This is a genomic window from Pedobacter sp. PLR, from assembly GCF_026239675.1.
Classification (GTDB): Bacteria; Bacteroidota; Bacteroidia; order Sphingobacteriales; family Sphingobacteriaceae; genus Pedobacter.
In genome coordinates this window covers 59,771-79,714 of sequence record NZ_JAPIVQ010000005.1, presented here as the reverse complement: position 1 = coordinate 79,714, position 19,944 = coordinate 59,771, and the positions used below count along the sequence as shown (strand labels likewise).

The 19,944-nt window shown below is 38.5% G+C and carries 18 protein-coding genes and 1 pseudogene; 5 read left to right on the top strand and 14 right to left on the bottom strand.

What is annotated here, in order from left to right; all coding sequences use genetic code 11:
- Positions 1-9: 9 nt before the first annotated feature.
- A pseudogene (locus tag OQX61_RS13430) lies at positions 10-1,117 on the bottom strand (DUF932 domain-containing protein).
- Between the two features lie 475 nt (positions 1,118-1,592).
- Between OQX61_RS13430 and OQX61_RS13425 the strand changes: the two are divergent.
- Together OQX61_RS13425 and OQX61_RS13420 are read left to right on the top strand one after the other, a co-directional pair.
- On the top strand, positions 1,593-2,009 hold the full coding sequence (locus OQX61_RS13425; protein ID WP_265842230.1) for a helix-turn-helix domain-containing protein: 417 nt from the start codon (positions 1,593-1,595) through the stop codon (positions 2,007-2,009).
- A gap of 188 nt (positions 2,010-2,197) precedes the next feature.
- Positions 2,198-2,569 carry a hypothetical protein gene (locus tag OQX61_RS13420; protein ID WP_265842229.1) on the top strand — a complete coding sequence of 124 codons (372 nt, stop codon included), beginning with the start codon at positions 2,198-2,200 and terminating at the stop codon, positions 2,567-2,569.
- A gap of 11 nt (positions 2,570-2,580) precedes the next feature.
- Here the strand turns inward: OQX61_RS13420 and OQX61_RS13415 are convergent, their stop codons facing one another.
- From OQX61_RS13415 to OQX61_RS13395, 5 genes are all read right to left on the bottom strand, one after another.
- On the bottom strand, positions 2,581-2,811 hold the full coding sequence (locus tag OQX61_RS13415) for a hypothetical protein (protein ID WP_265842228.1): 231 nt from the start codon (positions 2,809-2,811) through the stop codon (positions 2,581-2,583).
- An 80-nt stretch (positions 2,812-2,891) separates the two neighbouring features.
- A complete protein-coding gene (locus OQX61_RS13410) occupies positions 2,892-3,884 on the bottom strand; it encodes a site-specific integrase (protein WP_265842226.1) in 993 nt (330 codons plus the stop codon).
- Positions 3,885-4,186: 302 nt separating this feature from the next.
- Positions 4,187-4,516, bottom strand: a complete 330-nt coding sequence (locus tag OQX61_RS13405; RefSeq protein WP_265842225.1) for a protein tyrosine phosphatase — start codon at positions 4,514-4,516, stop codon at positions 4,187-4,189.
- 436 nt (positions 4,517-4,952) lie between these two features.
- Positions 4,953-5,120 carry a hypothetical protein gene (locus OQX61_RS13400; RefSeq protein WP_265842224.1) on the bottom strand — a complete coding sequence of 56 codons (168 nt, stop codon included), beginning with the start codon at positions 5,118-5,120 and terminating at the stop codon, positions 4,953-4,955.
- A 255-nt stretch (positions 5,121-5,375) separates the two neighbouring features.
- A complete protein-coding gene (locus OQX61_RS13395; protein WP_265842223.1) occupies positions 5,376-6,602 on the bottom strand; it encodes an alginate export family protein in 1,227 nt (408 codons plus the stop codon).
- 471 nt (positions 6,603-7,073) lie between these two features.
- On the opposite strand from OQX61_RS13395, the gene OQX61_RS13390 reads away from it, so the two are divergent.
- The 3 genes from OQX61_RS13390 to OQX61_RS13380 are packed head-to-tail and all read left to right on the top strand — an operon-like array spanning position 7,074 to position 9,189.
- Positions 7,074-7,928, top strand: a complete 855-nt coding sequence (locus OQX61_RS13390) for a pirin family protein (RefSeq protein WP_265842222.1) — start codon at positions 7,074-7,076, stop codon at positions 7,926-7,928.
- Positions 7,873-8,508: an NAD(P)H-dependent oxidoreductase gene (locus OQX61_RS13385; RefSeq protein WP_265842221.1), complete on the top strand. Its 636-nt coding sequence runs from the start codon at positions 7,873-7,875 to the stop codon at positions 8,506-8,508. The genes OQX61_RS13390 and OQX61_RS13385 overlap by 56 nt, the downstream gene beginning before the upstream one ends.
- Before the next feature lie 39 nt (positions 8,509-8,547).
- On the top strand, positions 8,548-9,189 hold the full coding sequence (locus tag OQX61_RS13380; protein WP_265842220.1) for a hydrolase: 642 nt from the start codon (positions 8,548-8,550) through the stop codon (positions 9,187-9,189).
- A 136-nt stretch (positions 9,190-9,325) separates the two neighbouring features.
- Here OQX61_RS13380 and OQX61_RS13375 read toward each other — a convergent pair whose 3' ends face one another.
- The 8 genes from OQX61_RS13375 to OQX61_RS13340 form a co-directional block, all read right to left on the bottom strand.
- The gene (locus OQX61_RS13375; RefSeq protein ID WP_265842219.1) at positions 9,326-10,249 is read right to left on the bottom strand and encodes a pirin family protein; all 924 of its coding nucleotides are present in this window, start codon (positions 10,247-10,249) and stop codon (positions 9,326-9,328) included.
- A gap of 35 nt (positions 10,250-10,284) precedes the next feature.
- The gene (locus tag OQX61_RS13370) at positions 10,285-11,157 is read right to left on the bottom strand and encodes a pirin family protein (protein ID WP_265842218.1); all 873 of its coding nucleotides are present in this window, start codon (positions 11,155-11,157) and stop codon (positions 10,285-10,287) included.
- 162 nt (positions 11,158-11,319) lie between these two features.
- Positions 11,320-11,925 carry a Crp/Fnr family transcriptional regulator gene (locus OQX61_RS13365; RefSeq protein WP_265842217.1) on the bottom strand — a complete coding sequence of 202 codons (606 nt, stop codon included), beginning with the start codon at positions 11,923-11,925 and terminating at the stop codon, positions 11,320-11,322.
- Positions 11,926-12,027: 102 nt separating this feature from the next.
- On the bottom strand, positions 12,028-12,663 hold the full coding sequence (locus OQX61_RS13360; protein WP_265842216.1) for an isochorismatase family protein: 636 nt from the start codon (positions 12,661-12,663) through the stop codon (positions 12,028-12,030).
- A gap of 206 nt (positions 12,664-12,869) precedes the next feature.
- Positions 12,870-13,553, bottom strand: coding sequence for a DUF4998 domain-containing protein (locus OQX61_RS13355; protein WP_265842215.1), 684 nt, complete (start codon positions 13,551-13,553; stop codon positions 12,870-12,872).
- A 44-nt stretch (positions 13,554-13,597) separates the two neighbouring features.
- Positions 13,598-14,815 (bottom strand): DUF5000 domain-containing lipoprotein, encoded by a 1,218-nt coding sequence (locus tag OQX61_RS13350; RefSeq protein WP_265842214.1) that lies wholly within the window; start codon positions 14,813-14,815, stop codon positions 13,598-13,600.
- A 28-nt stretch (positions 14,816-14,843) separates the two neighbouring features.
- On the bottom strand, positions 14,844-16,709 hold the full coding sequence (locus OQX61_RS13345) for a RagB/SusD family nutrient uptake outer membrane protein (RefSeq protein ID WP_265842213.1): 1,866 nt from the start codon (positions 16,707-16,709) through the stop codon (positions 14,844-14,846).
- A 76-nt stretch (positions 16,710-16,785) separates the two neighbouring features.
- Positions 16,786-19,929, bottom strand: a complete 3,144-nt coding sequence (locus OQX61_RS13340; RefSeq protein WP_265842212.1) for a TonB-dependent receptor — start codon at positions 19,927-19,929, stop codon at positions 16,786-16,788.
- Positions 19,930-19,944 lie beyond the last annotated feature (15 nt).

Sequence of the window (19,944 nt, the reverse complement as noted above, 5' to 3'; positions counted from 1 at the left end):
AACAAACAATTAAAGGGGAAGCCAGACGCTTCCCCTAATAATTAATTCAACATTTCTGCCCCCCGACTGAGCGAAGTACATACAAAGGTTAAAAGCAGTCTGAGACCTTTTGGCTCCAAGGCCATCCATGATGCATTTAAACTTACTTTCATCATCCTTATAACCCCGAACGTTCTGGAAATACCCCGTTACCGCATTATATGCACCATATAATGTTCCCCGGGTACTTTGGTCCTGCTGAGTAGGACTAGAAAACGCATATTCCATTACACTGCTTACCACGTTATTGTACATCGTAGAAAGCTGTTCTTGCTGATGATCTTCTAAATACCTCAGCGTCTCTTTGTTTGGTGCCATTGCAATTTGCACAAGTCGTTTTACCAAATGATCATTGATCTGAATTCCAGTGATTGAAAACCTCCTGAAGCTCAATGGCAAATTGGTTACTGATACCCAAGAGCTGATACGCTTGTTTTAAACGGTCTTTCGCACTTGAAGTGTGCCTAATTTTAATACAATTACTGTGATTATTCAATGCAGCGTTTAAGGTATTCTGACACACAATTCTAACCGGAGTAAAAGCAGCAGTAATGCTACCATAACCGTCATGGGAGGTAGTTAAAAACAAATACTTCTCGATACAATCTTCTTTGCCAACACGAATGTAATCAGGAAGTTTAGCCGTTATAAATATACGCTCACCTTTTCCCAGTGCACCAGCAGTCTCATATAATATCCCATCGCCTCCACCTACGATACTATCAAAAAAAGCAAAAGCATCAATGTTTTGAACTATGGTATAATCTTTACCTACCACTCCAAGCACCTGCTCAGTATCATTACGCACATTTGCGAAATAATCCGGAACCGTAATATCCGGCTGCAGCTGATCGAAATAGTCATCAGCGTCTGGATTTTTGAAGTTCGTCAGATCTTCTCCATTTAAAGTAAATAAAAGTCTTTTCTCTACCGTATAATCTAAGCCCGCATGGATAATCGCTTCTGCGCTTGTCGGATAATCCTGGATCAGTTGACCTAGTTTATGCCAAGGTTTTTCCTTTACTGTAAAGAAACTGTGTTTTTCTGTTTGCTCATTATAATTAAGATGATGTGCCATTGTTGTAGTTGTTAGATTTCTGATAAATAATAGATTAGTGTAACGGAGAAATTCTCAATTGAATAGGTGTCCTGGATTGCCCCTTTTGCAGAATGCTGTAGCCACAGGGCTTCTGATGTTTATTTGCTTCATAGTCAAATCGTTTTAGAAAATCAGTCGGCAGCAGCCTTCTGGCTTTTTGATAAGCCCCCGCTCCTAAACGATTCCATAGCAAGACAAGGCTTTTCAGAAAAAAAACCTCGTGAGTGTAGCGAACAGGGAAGATTTTTTCAAGAAAACCCGAAGGGTTTAGCCTTGTCGGCTAGGGAATTGTTGAGAAATTTGCCTACAAAAAGTAGGAAGAAATTTTAATCACCAATTGGTAATCGCTCAGAACAATCAGAAACACAAAATTCAGGTTATTTAATTATCAAGTGGTTCTAGAACTGATACATCATTTTTCATCATGTAATAAAACTTATTGAATTTATCCCACATGGGATTTCTTGCCACTCTAAAAAACCACTATTGTGATGAATATAAGATTAGATATAGACCTCAGCCCATGGAACCATTTAGTTTTGACAAACTCCCGGAAGTCATACGTCAGTTATTTGAGAAAATTGAACGAATGGAGGAACTGCTGCATGAATTACAGCCCAAAGAACAGCAAGAAAACCAACTGCTCAGCATCACTGAGGCCGCTGAATTCTTAAAAGTATCTGTACCTGCCTTATACACCAAAGTCAGCCGGCAGGAAATCCCTGTCAGTAAACCGGGAAAAAGACTCTACTTCAATAAAACTGAACTAAAAAAATGGATCCTGGCCTCCAGAAGAAAAACTATTTTAGAGCTTAGAACTGAAGCAGCGGAACGCATCAAAATTCGTGACAAGCACAAAAACTTCATTTAACATTTCAAGAACAATCATCCTACCGGTAATGTGAAACACTAAATGAACACCCTGATCAAATGGGATAATTGTTAGGGTAGATAATCGATTAATCCTTATTTGATTTTATTGGATCTTTAGTTAAAAAGAAAAATAATCGACACTAATTACTAATATTTTTAGCATACTTGTAATCTAATTCTTTAATCATGGCAGCAAGAGCTTTAGCATATACAGACACGATTGATCTTTTACAGTATAAAATCATCACTTACATTCGCCTGAATTCCGCATTAAACGCCAACATTACCTACAAAACCAGATTTGTAGATGTCACTGAACATGCGATAAATTTCAATTTTTATGAATTCAATGATGCCTATCAAGAAAAATTCATCGAACCTGATTTTGAAGCTTATAGTACAAAATTCATTGAATTTATCAAACCTGTATTTCAGGATTTCATCAAAGAAATTCACTATGGTGGCTATACATTCCGGATCAGTATTAAATTTAATGCGGAACGGTTTGAAAAAGTATTTTCTGTACTCAGTCCGGGAAATCCCCAGCAGACTAATTAAGGTCTTATAAATTACAACCGGTACCGGAGTTTGATATTTCTACCGATGGCTCTAAGCAGTCCAGGATTATCGTTTACAGTCGCATCAACAGCGTCCCAATCGCCTTTTGAATTACAAACCAGTTGATATTCTCTATCATTCAGGTTAATCTGAATTTCAGTGGTTAGTTTGGTAATTCCCTTGGTAATAATGAGGTAAGTATAGTCTTTCTCCTCAAAGTTGATGCGCATGGGTAAGTTCATAATGCAAATATAGCATCGCAAATTAGCTTTTATTGTGCTGCTGGTTATAAACCCTATAAATAGCTATGAAGGGGTTAAAACTAATTTTCATTCCGATGCACAATAAACTTAAATGATTTGGGGGCTAAGTTTTCATCTACTTCCATCGCTTCAATTTCTTCCGGCATTTTCAACATCACCTTGTCTGCAGCATTACGCTTGGTCTTGTCTACAATTTTGACATAGATCTCCGTATTCTTAAAAGCCTTATGACCTAACATTTTAGAAACCGTGTAAATATCTGTTCCCAATTCCAATTGGAGTGTGGCAAAAGTATGGCGAAAACTATGAAAAGTAATGTTCTTTTTAATACCGGCACCAGCCAGCCAATGTGTAAAGAAGGTCTTCAATCTGGAATACCTCCACCCTTTAAAAACAAGAATGCTTTCTGTGTTTTGAATCCCCATCATGGAGACAGCCTGATCTGAGATTGGCATCACCTCCGCTGCATCAGTTTTTTCCTGCGAGAACTGAAGTTCATATTTTCCGGCAGTTCCACGCAGCTCTGACCATTTCAAAGTCGCTACATCAGAAAATCTCAAACCGGTAAGCCCTGAAAAAAGCGAAGCCATTTTCATTACATCTGAATCAGCAGGAGTTTCTGCTAATTGTTGGAATTCCTCAAGCGTAAGCCTTTCTCGATGCGTCTCTTTAGGTGTAATCGGCTTAACAATCGCATGTAGATCCTGGGGAATTAAACCCCGTTTATAAGCGATTCTTAAAATATGCCTAAACTTAGCATAATAACTTACAGTAGTATTTTTTGAGATTGGCCTTCCAGTCCTGCTAATACCAGGCCGACTAAGTAAATAATTTTTATAATCCTCACACAAGTAATCATTGAGCTCAGGAAACTTCAAATCATGGCCAGCAAAGGCGATAAAATACCGTAACCCCATCCCCCAGTTATCTGAAACAGAGTGTTGCTTTTTGCGGGCTTCAATTTGAAAAAAGTCAATAAAGCTAGAGTCTTTCAGGGCATCAAAAATATTCCCATTAACTACGAAAACATTAAAGATGAAAAGTGGGCGCACTATGATCTTGCTAAAAAAATGCAGTAGTTCACATGCTTAGTATGTTTAAAACCTAACATCCGTCCCTATGGAGCGGAATATCCACCTTCTGGAAGTTTTTCCGAAAGAATATGATATGGAAGATCATTCCTGATGTTTTTAACTCTCAGATTCTCTATTGAATAAGATATTTTTCATGCTTAGTTTCAAGCTCAAAATCTGACAAACTTCTAAGTGTTAAATAACAATTAGAAGTTTATGACAAAAATTAAACGCGTCCTTGTCGAATTGGTTTGTAGTACTGAAAGAGGAGAACAAATAAACTATCGCCCTAAATAAGGTTCTAGCCCTATTTCAAGAATATTAATTAATTCGGCATCCATATATTGATATTCATCAGGGATCTCCAATATAATGATCTGTTTGTTATTCAACAAAGATGGATACTTCTGGTTTAACCATTGTTTATGATGCTTTTCCATTACGAAGATCAGATCAGCCCATTCAAGCAGTTTCTCATTTACTTTAATACGAGCAGAACTGGACGTACCAGCAGAACGAACATTCAATCCACTAAAATTTTTAAAAATGTCTTCAGCTGTTCTGCTACGCCATTGGTTGCGACTACAAATGAAAAGAAAATTGTCCGACATCTCAATTAATCTATTAGGATCTACCTACACCTTATATAGATAAATATTTAATTAAAATATTTATTCAAAGTAAAACAACATATGTGCGTATTATTTTTAATTAATAACAACACAAAAAATATAATTAAGATAATTATTTACCGATACAGAAACAATAAATCATTATAAATCAGCATCTTACCAAAAACAAGTTACATATTAGTTTCGTCAAAAAACATCCGTGGTAATTTACCCGGTAATGTTGACAACTAGTATAAATACACTAGTAATCATAACTTATATTTGAATACATTCAACTCGACTATTGTGCTATTCAGCCCAATCCTTAATTTTTGAAAGACCTCAATAACGGTTTTTTGGACTAGTTTTCAATAATTTTCAGAATTGAACTTATCCTAATGATCAAATTTATTAGTCTACATCACAAGAAAGCTTTTTAACGAATATTAAACCGCAACTGCTTTTCCTTATCGCCATTCCAGTAAGCACAATCTAGCTGTAAAAATACCGAAGTATAAGGAATAGTCTCATTTGTTTTAATGACCAGAACTTTGAACAGTTTCGATTCTGTATCAAGCTTCCTGAACACAGAGTCATGAAGCATTGTCTGAACAATTTGATTACCCAAGACCAGCCGCTTGAACTAGTGCGATCAATGAATGGGAACTTGTCATAGACACCATTTGCAAGGTTGCCCCAACATTCTGCATCCATGTACCAATATTTGAAATCACAGTACCTATCCAGATTATTTTAAATAACTGGTTTTGTAAAGGAAGCCAAACTGAATCAGTAGTGCCAGAAGCATTCTGTTGTTTAGGGTTAAAAAAAGCCATACTATATACCTATACTGTTCACATTAGAATTTAATCTGTCCGACAACAGAAAGAAAGAAAATATTTTTCCCTTTTCCTTTTTCTTTAATAAAGGATCCAGGCCAAAACCAGACCGGATTAACTAGAAAATTGGTGAATGGATTGGGGTCATAATTAATATCAAGGCCCAATTGTTGCCCAATAAACTTTTTATCACTCCCAGTCCCCTGGTAGATCAAATTGGATGCAGCCCCATAGATCCCATCATTTTCACTTAACCTCCAAAAAAAATCATAATCCATACTTAGTTGTATTTTGTTAAATGGTGTAATCTTTATGGAAGGGTGGATATCAAACAAATTGACCGGGCCGATTATGGCGGGAAGACCAAAATATCCGCCATTTGGAAAAAGAGGATTCAAGCTTTGAATGATGTTGTCGCCACTTTTTACATCACCACTTATCAACTCTGTTTTTAAACCCAATTTTGGCTGAAGTTTTGTCTCTGCAATCAGTAAAGTGCTATTTGATGAAATAGACCAGGCGCCACGTATTATTTTGTCACCAATGTGACCAAACTGATAAATACCCTCAAAATCATAGGTCCAATTCTTAGCTTTTCCAAATATTCTGGTTCCAATAGAAGAACGGAGTTCCCTACCTACAGCATCGTTCCATATACTCTTTTCCTTTTCCAGCCCTAAATAATACACATCAAGGTTTTGTAGAAAAGGTATATTGTAAAAAGTATTGTAAATACCCCAAAAATTGCTACCCTCGGCTAAAATCTTATCATCAAAAGCCCATTTCCTTTCTAAAATAGGCCGGGTATAAAACACTGAACTATGAATAGACTTATGCTTGAATAAAATCCTTGCACCATCAAAGGCACGGCGGGCATTTGGAAACTCTCTTGCCGCAACAAGACGAACTGAGCCAAAAGTCATTTCCTGTCTGCCAACCCTGAGAATGAGTGAAGCAGATTTATTTAACAAGGGAATATCAGCAAAAACCTGATGAACCTCCAGTTCATTCTGCTCTGCAGGAAAAGTGACCATCAAATCATTTCTCCCATGTGAAAATGCAGTCTGCAGTTGGAAAAAAAAACGAAATCCTTTAGTAAGATGAAGATCTGAATGCAATAAAATTCGGGAAAGCAAATAGGCATCCTGGTTAACCGGAGCATCTCCCCATTTTTCGTTTTTAACAAATGTGAAATAAGAGCGTACATCACCACCAAGCGACAAATAACTGCTCCCACTTTTAGACATGGAGATGTATTTAATATCTTCATAACCTGTACGATTTGAATCAGACTTTAAAAAAGTATAGTCCTCATCATATCTAAGTGGTTTAAATACTGGAAGGCCCTGACCAAACCCATAGTTCCAAACTAAACAAGGTATTAGAAAAAACACCCTGCAAAAGATACTCAGATTTATAAACGCCTTTTGTATGGTAAAAAATGGTGATATCAGCAATTGCTTCAGGCGGGTTCTCATAGATTTCCTCCATTTTTTTATTTAAAAATTTTGCTCCCCTTATTAAATCAGGTATAACGCCGAATGAGCTTCCGCTATGTAATGATTGATATCTTTAGTATCCGAAATTAAATTTACTACGAATTCATCCAAAAAAAAATAATGTAGGTTAAGAATAAATGAATACAAAAAGTTAATCTAGGTTATTTTTTTCCGCTTGTTTTCCTGATAAATTAGATCTGGATAAAAGACCTGTTTATTATGAAAAAAAAGATTGACCATATCCTTCTAGGAAGAGAAAAACAAATCACCAAAGAGGAAATTGTAAGGCAACCTTTGCCCCATAAAGATTTCAGATTTGCCAATCCTTTTATCGTACTGCACCACATGGGGCCGGAAACCATTCTGCCAGGACAGGAGTTAAGAATCCATCCCCATCCACACAGGGGCTTTGCTCCCGTAACCTTTCAATTGCAGGGTGAAGGTTATCATAAAGACAACGCCGGGAATGACGAGATCATAAAGGCAGGAGATGTCCAGTGGATGTTTGCTGGCAAAGGGATTCTACACAGTGAGGGACCAACTAAAGATTTATTGAAAAATGGAGGTACCCAGGAACTCCTACAACTGTGGGTTAATGTTCCCAAAGCCCATAAATGGGATAATCCTTCTTATCAATCGGCAACCAAAGCCGAGCAGCCAGAAGTTTTAAAGCAGGCAGGTGTAAGTCTGAGGCTAGTAAGCGGTGAATATGAAGGTCAGACCGGCCCTATGAAAAGTTTTACTCCTATCATTTCCATTATCGGTGAAATTCAAAAAGAAAAACAGGTAGAAATCAAAACTAAGCCAGGCTACTGGACATTATTGTATGTTACCAAAGGATCCTTGAAAGTAAACAATGAACTCATCACCTTTCATCATCTGGCGGTGTTTGATAAAGATGGTGATGAAATCGTACTAAAGGCAGAAGAAGATACCCAGATTCTATTTCTTTCTGCAACACCTATAGAAGAGCCTGTAGCGGCTAAAGATAATTTTGTAATGAATACCCCTGAAGAAAATGAGCAAGCCATTTCAGATTATGCAAATGGCGTTTTCGGGACACTTGAATTTTAAACTTTATCAGGAAAGAATGTATCAGCTTAAAGTGATTATCGCCAGTACAAGACCCGGTAGAAAAGGGCCCACTATAGCAAACTGGTTAATAGAACAACTCAAAAATCAGTCCGACTTCGAAGTCGAATTATTGGATCTAAAAGAAATTAACCTACCCTTTATGGATGAACCCGAACACCCCAGGCTACAGCAATATCAGCACGAGCATACTAAAGCATGGAGCAAGAAAATTAATGCTGGCGATGCTTTTATATTCGTGACCCCAGAATATAATTTCGGATACCCGGCTCCCCTAAAAAACGCACTTGATTTTCTATATCAGGAATGGACATACAAGCCTTTGGGATTTGTGAGCTATGGCGGTATTTCTGGAGGAACCAGATCAGTTCAGATGTTGAAACAGGTAGTTACCGCATTAAAAATGGTTCCCCTTATAGAAGCGGTTCACATTCCCTATTTTAACAAAAACATTGATGATGAAGGTGAATTTATCGGAGATGAAGGGCATATTCATATGGCACAAGGGTTATTTAAGGAATTGGCGCGCTGGACCAAACAATTGAAAACAATGAGATCATAATTTAGTAAACAGATTTTTTCACCATTAAAAACAACTATCATGAGTAGCTTACCAATCAGAGATCAGAAAAAAGATCACCTTTTAACCCCTGAAAATTCAGCGTTGATCATCATCGATTATCAACCAGTTCAAGTTAATTCAATTGCGTCAATGGACAGACAGTTGTTAATTAACAACATTGTTGGTGTAACAAAAATGGCTAAGCTTTATAACTTGCCCATCATTCTTTCCACCGTTAATGTGAAAACGGGTTTAAACTTCGAAACCATTCCTCAGTTGCGTAAAGAAATGACAGGACTACCTTCTTATGACCGTACGACCATAAACGCATGGGAGGATGTTGAATTTTTGGAGGCAGTAAAGGCGACTGGAAGAAAGAAATTAATCATGACTGCATTATGGACAGAAGCCTGTCTTTCTTTTCCAACTTTAGATGCCTTGAACGAAGGTTATGAAGTTTATCCTGTGGTTGATGCAGTTGGAGGAACCTCATTGGCAGCTCATGACGCTGCATTGAGAAGAATGGAACAGGCAGGTGCACAACCAGTAAGTGTAGCACAGTTATTTTGTGAACTTCAGCGGGATTGGGGAAGATCAGAAACTGTTCCAGGATTTATGAAATTATTCATCGAAACGGGTGGTACTGCAGGTATCCAGTTCTCGTATGACAAATCAGAATAATACAATCTAATCTCAATTCCGGCAGAAAAAATCTGCCGGAATTTGTTTTATATGATAGTTCTCCATGTCTGAGATCAAGGCTACTTGTGACTGTTGCTAATAGTAAAAAAAGAAAACAAGTAATTGTTTGACATCATTAATCGGTTAAAACACCAAATTTCCCCTGATTAAAGTCTTCAATAGCCTGACTAATTTCTTCCTGAGTATTCATTACAAAAGGACCATAACTTACAATCGGTTCATTCAATGGTTCTCCACTTAATAGCAAAACCACGCTTTTATCCCTGGATTTAATATGAATTTCCTCTCCTTCATTTTTAAACAAAACAAAATTATGTTCTGAGGCTTCGGCTCCATTAACTTCCACATTTCCATTCACAACTAATAAGGCAGTATTATGTCCAGCCTCAATTGTAGTACTAACTTCTCCGCCCTCATTCAATCTGATGTCAAACAAGTTTACAGGACTATATGTTTCTGCAGGGCCTGCAACACCATTGAAATTTCCGGCAATTACATTAACAACTCCTGCAAGATCAGGCAGCTCTAATTTCCCCATTCTTGCAGCAGTTAATTCCTGATAATGAGGGGGTGTTGATTTATCTTTTTTTGGAAGATTTACCCATAACTGTACCATTTCAAAAGGGCCACCCTTTTTAGAAAAAGCCTCTTCGTGATATTCTTTATGCAAGATTCCACTGCCAGCGGTCATCCATTGTACGTCACCGGAATTAATAATTCCTGAACCTCCTGCACTATCATGATGAGCCACTGTTCCTTTATAAGCGATTGTTACTGTTTCAAATCCTTTATGAGGATGTACACCAACTCCACGTTTGTGATTTGAAGGACCAAAATCATATTCAGCGTTAAAGTCTAATAGTAAAAACGGACTTACTCTTTGCGGAGAAATACCTGCTCCGGGAATATAGTTAACGACCCTGAATCCATCACCAACCATGTGAGGTTTCCCAGGATTTGGGACAATTTTTTCAATTATTTTTTTCATTTTAATGCTCCTTATGATCTGTTTTAATAAATGTAAAAATATTGAAGGCATTTAGCTCCTTTTGACTATGAATGGAAACCATGCGCCTAGATTTGTTCCTCTTCCAGATATCCGAATTTACCATCAGCGACATCTTGATATGCTTGCTCAATTTCTTCAGCTGTATTCATTACAAATGGCCCCTTATGTACCGCAGGCTCATTCAAAGGTTTTCCACTCAACACTAAAAATTTCGAGTCTATGGATGCCAGGATTTCCAGTTCATCACCTTGATTTTCAAACAATACAAACTGTTCCTTTCTTCCTGTAACACCATTTACTTCCAGCTGCCCCTCCAGAATAAAAATTCCAAGATTAAAGTCGGAAGGGCAATCCAGCTTCATCATGCCTCCCCTTTCCAAAGTAACATCAAGCATATCCATCGGGCTGTAGGTATGCACCTGACTTTTTACTCCCTGATAACTACCGGCAATCACCCTGACCTCCCCCTTTGGTAGTGTGACCTTTTTTATTTCTTCATTAAGTATGGTCTGGTAATTGGGATTCACATATTTATTCGCCTTAGGTAATATGGTCCATACCTGAATCATTTGTAGGTTTCCTCCCTTACGAGAAAATTCTTGTTCAAAATATTCCTTATGGAGAATCCCTTTTCCGGCAGTCATCCATTGTACATCCCCAGGGCCAACAATTCCAGTGTGCCCGGCGCTATCAGCATGAGCTACAGCACCTTGATATACAATAGTAACTGGTTCAATTCCCCGATGTGGATGTACATTTACCCCACGTTTTCTTTTACTAGGCTTATAATAGGTTTCCGGTTGATAATCAATCATAAAAAATGGACTCATACGATCGCCGAGGTTATTACCATTTGGAAAAACATTAACCACATCAAAACCATCTCCAACAGCATGTTTAAAATTACTGCTGTAAACACCGGCTATTTTCCTTTTCATAAAAAATGAATTTAAGTAAAGTCAAAATCATTAAAAGTCCAACAAACACACCTTACTTCTTGCATTGTTTTTCCGGCTACATCTTCTTTGGTGAATTTCTTGTAACTAAGCTAGTTTATAGGGAAATCAGGTAAAAAAAATAACATAGATTAACTAAAAATTTTAATCAACATCAAAAAAATCAGAATTTACCTTTGGGTCCTTATGAAGCATTTTACTCAGAAATTCCGGAGTAACCCCAATATAAGCTGCCACCTGCTTTTGAGAAATTTTGTCGATCAGAGTAGGGTAACGAAAACAGAATTTTTCATACCGTTCTTTTGCATGTAAACTTAAATTTTCCATCGCGCGAGTCTGAAAAGATACCAGAGACTTTTCTGCTAAAACGCGGAAATAAAAATTGAATTTAGGAATTTCCTTATACACCCTATCCAGATTAACCCTTGAAATCAGCAATAGCTCACTGTCAAAAAGAGCGTCTATGCATAACTTTCCCGGCTCCTTAGTAATCAGACTATACATATCTCCAATCCACCAGCCTTCGGGTGCAAACTGCTGAATATAATGGAACCCATTTTTATCCATAGTATAACTTCTCAAACATCCGGAGTTTACAAACATAGCATAATGGTTCACTTCACCTTCCATTAATAAATACTCCTTTTTTTTTACTTTTTTCACTTGAACATAAGATAGAAAATGTTGTTGTTCATTATCTTCAAGTTGAATGTGCTTTGAAATACTTTCTAAAAGGAGATTATGATTCATAGTGGGGAGATAAGTAAACATCAATATAATTCTTTTTCGTTGGATAAACAAAAGGCATTGGCACTGATCCCTGAAAGATTCAGCACCAAAGCCTAATCTTATTTATTCTCCTTTGCCTACACTTACTGCTTTTTGGTAGCTTTCGATAAGTGCCTGGTATGGAGGCATTACTTTTGAATAGGCAGATGCCCATTCAAGGGCATCATCACGGCGCCATGTTTTCTGGATTTCACTCAACACTGCCGCGGTACTGATAGGAATCACATCAGCCAATGCCAAACGTGCAGTCGTGATCTGTGTAGACATTGGACTCATATCGCCTGACGCATCAATCACTGCAAATACATCAAACCCTTCAGACTTGGCGGATATCGAAGGGAATGCCACACAAACACTAGTTAATACACCGGCAATAATCAATTTCTTTCTACCTGATTTTCTAACTGCATCCGCGAAAGCAGGTGTGTCCCAGGCATTAATTTCGCCATTACGCGGAATATATACCGCATGAGGTGCTATTTCATGAATCTCAGGCATCAATGGCCCATTTGGTCCATTTGGCTCTGATGCAGTGGTAAATACCGGAATCTTTTCAATTGCCGCCACTTTAGCAAGCGCGGTTACATTGTAACGTAATGCGGTAACATCAATATCTTTAACGGTTTGGAACAAACCACTTTGGTGGTCGATCAACAGAATTGCTACTTCTTCAGAATTGATCCTTGTTAGTACTGCCATAATCTTATATTTTAGGTTTAAATAAATGAATAAGGATTTATTTATCATCGATTGATAATAACCTAAAGTTAGTTAGTCATGTAAACACAAAAAATAACCTAGATTAAGTTTAATGACTAATCTAGGTTTCAACATTATTTAACGCCGCTAATTAGTGATGCAATTGATGCATCACTGTAAGCAGATAAAAATAGATTTACTAAGTTTTAATAGGAGATCGTACTAATTGCCGAATAAAATGTCTCTATAGCGTTCTTTGGTTTATATGCCGTTTTAATAGTAAAATTACCAGTAGGAATAGCAGAAACTAAGACCGTCACATCGGTTAGCCTTGGCGTGAATATTTTAAGCGAATCCCCTCCGATTTTTGGATAAGTTACTTCAACGCCAAAAATTGGAGAGTCTTTATCCGACTCTGCAAACCAATTGATCACTGGATTTCCATTCACTGTTGACTGGCTTTTAACTACCCTGTTCACCAGTCCGCTGCTATAGGCCGGACCATATATTTGTCCGGTTTTTTCTGTGAACACCGAACGGTTGCCTGCCTTATCAAAAGTGGCCAGTTCAAAAGTATAAATACCTTCAGGGATTACCGGAATGTCAACTGCTTTACGCTTGTTGAGGTCGGCTGCCGCCACTGATGCTATAATAGAATCGCGTCTTCCATTCCAGTAAACACCTAGTTTTGCGACCCTGGGATCCGCACTCAGCAGACTTACGATCTGCGCCTTATTGTACCCAGAGCTAACCACTACCGAATCCGGCCTGCCAGGGTAGATCTTCTCCGCTTTTTTTAAGTATTCGCTGTAATCCCCATCTTTAGTACAGGCAAAAAAACAGAACAGGATGAAGCTGCCAAGTATAAGTTTATTTGTAATTAATTTCATTTTTAAATTTTCCATAATAATCATTAAACATTCCTAATTACCTCTTATTGTTCTATTCCAAAAAATGAAAATTCAGACATATAGATATAGCTTAAATTCCCCCAGTTTGCAATAGATCTCCACCGCCAGTACCTATACCCTTGTACATTAGGGTCGACTTCAAATTCTTCTCCTTTTAAACATTGCTCAATATCTGCACTACTGATCTGGCCTAATGGCAATCCAGATGGTTTAACAGAACGGTAGGTGCCTACCTGTGTCCAGGAGCCAAAAGTGCCATCCGGGTTCGGATTATTACTACCCCATAATTCCCATACCGAAGGTTGTCCGGCACCAAAAACCGTTGTATTATCTGCATTAACATCAGGGTAGAAAATAAATCTGCTCAGCTTTGCCTTCACACCCATATCCCAGGTAAAATGCTGTGGCATCACGTCGACTGGTCTGGTATGAAAAATACTCCCGTTTCTATTATTTAGTCCGTCCCATAAAACAGGCATATCTCTCGCCCTAGATGCGCCTGTGTGAGGGGTATAGGTATCCCCAGGCAGATTGTATTGTTTAAACAGGCGTTTTTCAAATTGCTTCTCGAAGATTGGCGATAATGATCGTATTAAGGTATCTGATTTATTATTCCACCTATCTGTTATAAAAACAGAAAACTCACGTTCAACAGGTTGATAACCGCGCAACTTAATTCTTCCGCTTTTGGCTTTTGTATAAGCTGTTTCCGCTACCTGCCAATTACCTTGTGCATTTTTGGTCATCACCCTAATCACAAGATTGCTTTCCGTATCATTCTGATAATCGATATTAATGCCTCCAAAGGTTGCATACATCTTATTTTCATTCTCAATCTCATCTATGATGAATTGATGAACTGGTTTTAAAGCAATAATTTTGATATTTGTTGGAGTCGATTCTTTTTCCCCTACCCCCACAACAGTAAGACTGATTTCATACTCACCTGCAGCAGAAAATCCATCCACCAGCAAGGTGTTTTTATAGACTGTAGATTTCGCTTCCCTTGTAGTCCCATTATTAATGGTATAAGTAGCTTTTACATAGCGAACATCATCTCCTTCCGGTAAGTTATAGGTAATAATAGCGCCTCCAGGAATTGACTTTACACTAAATTTAGTTATGGGTGCAGGCACCTCTCCTATTTTAACAGGTTTTGGGTTGAAACTATCTTTACAGGAAAAAAAGATCAACAAAACAACCATCAAACATAGCTGCTGTATTTTTAACGATATTTTCATGATTATATAATTAGCAGTAAGAACGGCCTTACCATCCAGGATTTTGAGTTAATTTTGAATTTCGGCGAAGCTCATTAAGGCTCAGCGGCCAAAAATAATCCCGCTTTGTAAATGTCCGGCTAAATAGGTTTAGTGGCCTGTAAAATAACTGAGGCTCTTTCTCCCGAATACTCCATCCCAATATGTTTGTATTCAATTCGACTTGGGCGGTCTTCCATCTTCTGAGATCCCAATACCTTTTACCTTCAAACATGAGCTCAATGGCGCGTTCTCTTTGAATGATTTTTCTTAGACCGTCTTTGGTATTTGGTTTTCCCGGATTGCTGGAAAAATTTGCCCATGATTCCTTAACTCCAGCAAGGCCACTACGTTTTCTTACCAGGTCAATATATTTAAAAGCATCAGGAACAGGCCCGTTTACTTCATTTAAAGCTTCTGCATAAAGCAGGTACAAGTCAGCCAGACGAATAATTGGATTGGCATATTCATAAACAGTGTATACATTCGATGCAGCAGAAACATTACGGTAGCTCACCAGTTTCTTAGGGGTGTATCCTGTAATGGAATACCCGTTTGGGCTGATCACCGCGGCATTACCTCCTACACGATAATTGGTATTGAAAGTATTTGCATCATTGGTATGGTTACTCATAAAGTACCGTCCACCATCAAAAGACAATGAAGCATAAAAACGATCCTCTCTGTCAAAATGCAACCCAATTGTGGTATAACCTGGAGTTAGATTGTATTTGTAGGGAGATGTGGTAGCGGAAGGAACCGTGCGTAACTCGAAACGTCCGGAATAATTATAGGTAAGATCTTCCTCGATAGGGACACCATTATTACTATAAAACATTAAAACACTATTTATAGTAGGCGCCATAAACCCTTGTAATACAGAATTATTTATAAAGGCGGGATCATAACTTCTTACTGTAGAAATCGACTGAAAGTTTTGTGTGGCTCGCGATGCATTATTAACCCATATTTGTTCTGTATTTCTCTGCCTTTCTGCTATAGCTTCCCTGAAGCTCATCTGGTTCACTGTTGTTTGTTGAGGTGCAGGACTCATGGTTAAAGGCGCTTGCCATTTAAAAAGCGCTCTGCCATGAGCTTCGGCAAATGCAACAGCGATACGTGATGCCTCTGCTGCTTTATTCCATTTTTCTTCACTGAATGTTGGATTAAAGAATGATGTTTTTGCTTCGTTTGCGAAACCGGCGTAATCATTATTGCCATTAAAAAGTGGACTGGCCGCAGTCACCAGTATCTCTGCTTTCATAGCATAAGCAACCAATTTACTGACCCTTCCATTTTCCAATGCAGATTCGGCAACATCCTCTGGAAGGTTCTCCATTGACGAATCAATAAGATCAACAATATAAGCGAAACACTCATCAATAGATTTCCGTTCTATCTGTGTTTCTTTAGGATCAGAAAAGGCCTCCACATTTTTGTCCATCAGGTGTATTGGTCCATACATCCTCAACAGATAGTAATGATAATAGGCTTTTAAAAAAGTAACCTCCGCCGCCCAACGCTTAATTTCAAACTCATCCATATCCGGGACTTTGGCAATATTGTCAAGGAAGATATTACAATCCCGAATTCCTGCCCAAAGGTTCTTTCCCTGATTGGTACCTTCCCAGTAATTGTTCAATGGATTATTTACATTTTGAGTACCACGTGCAATATACCAGTTACCATAGGTTCCTTCAGTAAAGTTTGCAGTTGAATTAAGCCACACTTCATCTCCGGCTAAAATTGCCGGATTAGCCTGGAGATCAAAGCCTGCAGGCATCCAGCTGTAACAGGTAAATAAATAGCGTTCGGCCATCGTCCGCATTGCAAAAGCATTCTCTAACTCAGGAACATTATCAGGCACAATGTCCATAAACTTTTTGCATGAGCTAAAACTGCCAGAAACCAGAATAATAATTACTATTATAAATTTTTTCATCATCAATAAATTAAAGGGTTAAAAATATGCCCATATTGAACACTTTTTGAAGGGGATAGGCTAATCCATTACCACCCATTTCAGGATCCCATGAATCAAATGAACTTACCTTGAACAGGTTGGTTGCACTAACATAAAATCTCAAACCTTCGATGTAGATACGTCTGGTAAATGCAGGGTTTAGTTTATACCCTACTTCAACTTGTTTTAACCTTAGGAAAGATCCGTTGCGGATCCAGTAGGTACTGGTCTGTGTGTTATTAGCTAAAGCTGTAGAACTTAATCTTGGCCACATTGCATAAATGTCCTGGTTTTCTTCTGTCCAATGACTATCAGCAATCTCTTTCAATACGGCCTTAGGTGCCAAAACAGAACCGAATGGGGCAATAGCGGAAGGATTGATAAACAATGATGTTTTTCCTATTCCTGAGAAGAAAAATGAGACATCAAAATTCTTATAGCCGGTAGACAAACCAAAACCATAATTGATTTGCGGGGTTGTTGGATACCCGATAGGAACCTGATCATCAGCATTGATTACGCCATCACCATTTACATCCAGGTATTTAATATCTCCCCCTTTTACAGAGGAACCAAAAGCTTGTGTCGGGCTATTAAAAACCTCATTATCATCCGTAAACAAGCGCTCAGCGATGTAACCACGTTGTTGAGAGGTGGGTAAACCTATACGGCTTAAATAAGAATAATTGTAATAAGGTTCTTCAAACTTGACATATTCCCCTCTGGCAAAAGTAAAAGTACCTCTACCCTGAAACCATAGGTCGTTGTTGACTGTATAATTGTAGGTAGCTTCGGCATCCACCCCCTCGCTTCTGTATTTTCCGAGGTTCGCCAGTGGAACTTGTGCTAAACCTAAAGCGGCCGGTAAAGATGCTCTTGTCTGAATAATATCACTACGATCCTGTCGATAGGCATCTACCGTAAGGTTGAATGTGTTCTTAAATAAACCCAGGTCCAGCCCCAGGTTGGTTTGTCGCGATTTTTCCCAGCGGACTGTTGGATTTGCATACCTGTTTGTGGTCACGCCATTAACGGTATACAAGCTTCCCGGCATCCCAAATGAATAGGCCTTAGCCGAGTTATTTAAGTTTACATCGGAAAGATAAAAGAAACGTTCATCAGAAATCGCGTCATTACCAACTAAACCATAGGTAGCCCTAAACCTGAGGGTGCTGACCACATCTTTTAAAGACTGCATAAACTGCTCATTATGAATCGTCCATGCAACTCCGGCCGATGGAAAAAATCCCCAACGGTATTTTACATCAAAGCGTTCAGATCCATTGTATCCAAATGCAAACTGAAAATGATACCGATTGTCGTAGGCATAGGTGAAACTGCCGGAGAAACTTGCATTTCTGAAGGGCAAAGTATTTAACAATGTAAAATCTTCTCCATTAGGCTGGGTGATATTATTCCTTATGGTAGTAATAGCCATCCCGCTAACTGTATGTTTATCGCTAAAAGTACGGTTATAATTAAATGCATTTTCCATGTAAAACAAGGCCGAAAGCCCCCTGCCAGTAGAGGAGAAATCAAGTGTTTCAGTCCCGGTATTTGGATTTATGTTGGTAAAGGTATAAGCTCCTGTTTTGCTGTCTATTTGAGCTGGCGTATAATAGAAAGGGCTATATTGTCTCAAAATCTGATACTCGGATGTTCTGGTTATGTTGGCAAGCGACCTGAATTTTAAGCCCTCTGTAATAATGGATGATAGATCTTGTTTTGCTTCCAGCTGGATCTGCATGTTATTGGTATTCCGCTGCTGGTATCCTCTAACTACATTAGCATACGGATTGGCATAATCTCCATTACCATAATTACCAAAAAGCGGATGTTTGATATAAGATTGTTGGGGACCTGGCTGATAAACCGGTTGAAATAATACCGGATTTGCACTAATTGCCTGTGTAAATGCTTGTCCACCGGTAATTGGCGGACCATTATAGGTTTGAAAATTACCTATGGTTCGCACCATTAGTTGTGTAGATTTTGTGAGGTTAAAATTAATGTTGCTACGCAGGTTATACGTTTTATAATCAACGTTGGTATTGAAGTTATTGATCGGATTTACTTTAAGCAGTCCATTATCCTGAGTTAAGCTTCCGCTCACTGCATAGGTAGCCAAACTTCCTCCTCCGGTCACGCTCAAACTATAGTTTTGAGTTGTGGTACGATCTTTTGTAATCATACTTAGCCAATCTACAGCCGGATAAAGGATTGGATCCGCACCGGCTTCGGTCATCGCTATCTTTTCATCAGAATATGGAGTAACAGCCAAAGGATCTCTGGTTAACAGCGCTTCATTGTTCATTTTCATAAAAGTGACCGGATCCGAAATTTTAAGCTTTTCGGTTGCTGATGAAACACGTTGCTCCATTCTGAAGCTTATTTTTGCAGGTCCTTCGACACCAATTTTTGTGGTGACTAGAATCACGCCATTAGCCCCCCTTGAGCCATAAACAGCCGATGCCGTAGCATCTTTTAATATCGAAAAACTAGCAATATCATCTGGTGGTATCCTGGCCAACTGATCAATAGTTACCTCCATATTATCAATAAGGATCAATGGTCTTTGGTTCACGCCGAAAGTACCAAGCCCTCTGATAAAGAAATCGGCATTGTCCATACCTGGTTCACCACTTCTTTGAAAGGAAACTATCCCTGCAATCCTGCCTTGTAGAGCAGTTGTCAGGTTACTGGATGGAACTTTAAGGTCTTTGGGAGAGATCGTCGTCACCGCGCCTATTAAATCGCTCTTTTTCTGCACATTACCAAAAGCCGTTACTACAACTTCATCAAGGGCATCATCCGACTCCAGTAAAGTGACGTCAATAGTCTTTTTGTTACCTACCGCTATTTCTTGCTTTTTATAGCTCAACATAGAGAAGATCAGCACGGCACCTTCAGGAACATTTAATATGTACCGTCCATTTAAATCAGTTGTTGTCCCAATTTTAGAATTGGCTTTTACTGACACTGTTACACCAGGTAATATCCCTCCCTTGATATCTGTTATTATACCTGATACTGAACGATTTTGAGAACCCCGTAAGGGAATAATCCTATGCGCAAAACTTGAAGCACTAGCCTGTAGTAAGAAAGTGACCCATAAAATGACGGTCAGCTTCACAATACGTCGTATTTG

What these genes read in the sequence shown, in the direction of transcription:
- OQX61_RS13415 (WP_265842228.1), bottom strand. Translation starts at nt 2,811, where the DNA reads ATGAACTTACCCATGCGCATCAACTTTGAGGAGAAAGACTATACTTAC.
- OQX61_RS13365 (WP_265842217.1), bottom strand. Translation starts at nt 11,925, where the DNA reads ATGAATCATAATCTCCTTTTAGAAAGTATTTCAAAGCACATTCAACTT.
- OQX61_RS13420 (WP_265842229.1), top strand. Translation starts at nt 2,198, where the DNA reads ATGGCAGCAAGAGCTTTAGCATATACAGACACGATTGATCTTTTACAG.
- OQX61_RS13350 (WP_265842214.1), bottom strand. Translation starts at nt 14,815, where the DNA reads ATGAAAATATCGTTAAAAATACAGCAGCTATGTTTGATGGTTGTTTTG.
- OQX61_RS13355 (WP_265842215.1), bottom strand. Translation starts at nt 13,553, where the DNA reads ATGAAATTAATTACAAATAAACTTATACTTGGCAGCTTCATCCTGTTC.
- OQX61_RS13400 (WP_265842224.1), bottom strand. Translation starts at nt 5,120, where the DNA reads ATGCTTCATGACTCTGTGTTCAGGAAGCTTGATACAGAATCGAAACTG.
- OQX61_RS13370 (WP_265842218.1), bottom strand. Translation starts at nt 11,157, where the DNA reads ATGAAAAGGAAAATAGCCGGTGTTTACAGCAGTAATTTTAAACATGCT.
- OQX61_RS13345 (WP_265842213.1), bottom strand. Translation starts at nt 16,709, where the DNA reads ATGGACATTGTGCCTGATAATGTTCCTGAGTTAGAGAATGCTTTTGCA.
- OQX61_RS13380 (WP_265842220.1), top strand. Translation starts at nt 8,548, where the DNA reads ATGAGTAGCTTACCAATCAGAGATCAGAAAAAAGATCACCTTTTAACC.
- OQX61_RS13390 (WP_265842222.1), top strand. Translation starts at nt 7,074, where the DNA reads ATGAAAAAAAAGATTGACCATATCCTTCTAGGAAGAGAAAAACAAATC.
- OQX61_RS13395 (WP_265842223.1), bottom strand. Translation starts at nt 6,602, where the DNA reads ATGTCTAAAAGTGGGAGCAGTTATTTGTCGCTTGGTGGTGATGTACGC.
- OQX61_RS13385 (WP_265842221.1), top strand. Translation starts at nt 7,873, where the DNA reads ATGAGCAAGCCATTTCAGATTATGCAAATGGCGTTTTCGGGACACTTG.
- OQX61_RS13425 (WP_265842230.1), top strand. Translation starts at nt 1,593, where the DNA reads ATGGGATTTCTTGCCACTCTAAAAAACCACTATTGTGATGAATATAAG.
- OQX61_RS13405 (WP_265842225.1), bottom strand. Translation starts at nt 4,516, where the DNA reads ATGTCGGACAATTTTCTTTTCATTTGTAGTCGCAACCAATGGCGTAGC.
- OQX61_RS13375 (WP_265842219.1), bottom strand. Translation starts at nt 10,249, where the DNA reads ATGCCTTCAATATTTTTACATTTATTAAAACAGATCATAAGGAGCATT.
- OQX61_RS13360 (WP_265842216.1), bottom strand. Translation starts at nt 12,663, where the DNA reads ATGGCAGTACTAACAAGGATCAATTCTGAAGAAGTAGCAATTCTGTTG.